The organism is Pricia sp. (assembly GCF_041745955.1).
In the GTDB taxonomy this organism is placed as follows: domain Bacteria; phylum Bacteroidota; class Bacteroidia; order Flavobacteriales; family Flavobacteriaceae; genus Pricia.
In genome coordinates this window covers 1-1740 of record NZ_JBGTHY010000465.1, presented here as the reverse complement: position 1 = coordinate 1740, position 1740 = coordinate 1, and the positions used below count along the sequence as shown (strand labels likewise).

Here is a 1740-nt window from a genome sequence, read left to right as displayed (position 1 = left end):
CAAGAGAACGGAGAGTCGTTCAAACTTAAAATAGACCAAGACGGCGTCAACCAAAAGGCCCAGGAAAACGCTTCAGCATCAAATTTCAACAATTGTGCATTAAATACTATCAAAGAACAATCATTATAAACACCTTTACATCAATTAAAAAACAATCATTAATCAAAGCTGCCCAAACTTCGATAGATACTGAAACTCCCGAAATTTCGGGGCAGCACAAAAACAACAATCATGACAACATTAGTACGTATTGCAGTAGCCGCATTGGTAGCCCTATTTTTATCATCCTGCGGATTCGACATCAACCTTGGGGACTTCATTACCGGCAAAAAAGGAAACGGCAAAGTAGTAACCGAAAACCGTGAAATTACCGAGGAATTTACCGAGGTCTCCGCTTCGGAAGGCCTGATGGTCTATGTGACCCAAGCCGATGATTTCAACATCGAGGTCGAGGCCGACGATAACGTCATCGATCTGATCGCTACGGACATCGAAAACGGGAAGCTACGCGTTCACGCCCGTGAGAATATCGGTAACGCGACCAAGAAAATACACGTTTCCTTGCCCGAGATAACCACTTTAAAAAGCTCGAGCGGATCGCAATTGCGAAGTGAAAGTATTGTAAAAGGCGATAAGTTTGAAGTAGACGGTAGCAGCGGGGCACTGATTCAACTGGAACTGGCGGTCAACGACCTTGAAATCGATGCCAGTAGTGGGGCAAACCTGAGTATTTCAGGTAATGCAGACCATGCCCAAGTAGCTGTCAGCCGCGGTGGCAATATCAACGCCAAAGACCTACAGACCAAAAGTTGCAACGCAGACGCCAGCAGCGGCGGCAACCTTAAGATTCAAGTATCCGAAGCGCTGACCGCCGATGCGAGCAGCGGAGGAAATATTGGGTATTCGGGGAATCCGAAAGTGCAGAACAAGAAATCGGTTTCCGGAAGTGTCCATCAATATTGACCTTTTGATTCGATAATCAAGCGGGATTATGAACAAAAGGCTTCCCAAATAGACCTGCTAGGTTTTTGAAACCTGACAGGTCTTTTGCTATCTTCGCAAAAACCATTTTATGCAGCTAAAGCTCAAAAATTACACCCTTCCCCTAAAACATACCTTTAGTATTTCCCGTGAATCGTATGATTTTCAGGATACTTTGATCGTATCGCTTTCTTTGGATGGGAAGTGCGGATACGGTGAAACCACTTCCAATCCCTATTATAAAATTACGATGGAAAGCCTTACTGATGAAATTGAGGCGGTGCGTAGCGAAATCGAAAACTTTCCGTTCGAAAAACCGGAAGCCTTCCATCAATTTCTTTCGCAGAAAAAGCTATCCAATTTTGCCCTTTGCGCCCTGGATTTGGCGGCCCATGATCTCTATGGGAAATTGTTGGGTAAACCACTGTATGAAATTTGGGGAACGAATCTTGACCGTTATCCCATTACAAATTATACCATTGGTATCGCATCCATAGAAAAAATGCTCGCAAAGATGCAGGAAACCCCTTGGCCCATCTATAAAATAAAATTGGGTACGGAAGATGACGTGGCCATTGTGAGGGAACTCCGCAAACATACCAACGCCGTGTTTCGGATCGATGCCAACTGTGCCTGGACCGCCGAAGAGACCATCGAAAATGCCCCTTTGCTAAAAGATTTAGGCGTCGAGTTCTTGGAGCAGCCTCTAAAGGCCGATGATTGGGCAGGCATGGAAAAAGTAATGCACAAAAGTGTACT

Annotated in this window: 2 protein-coding genes; both read left to right on the top strand. The window is 45.0% G+C overall.

Annotated features, from left to right (window positions below; all coding sequences use genetic code 11):
* Positions 1-231: 231 nt before the first annotated feature.
* On the top strand, positions 232-963 hold the full coding sequence (locus ACEW8S_RS16405; protein WP_373519198.1) for a head GIN domain-containing protein: 732 nt from the start codon (positions 232-234) through the stop codon (positions 961-963).
* A gap of 109 nt (positions 964-1072) precedes the next feature.
* The coding region (locus ACEW8S_RS16400) for an enolase C-terminal domain-like protein (RefSeq protein WP_373519197.1) at positions 1073-1740 on the top strand (668 nt) is incomplete at its 3' end.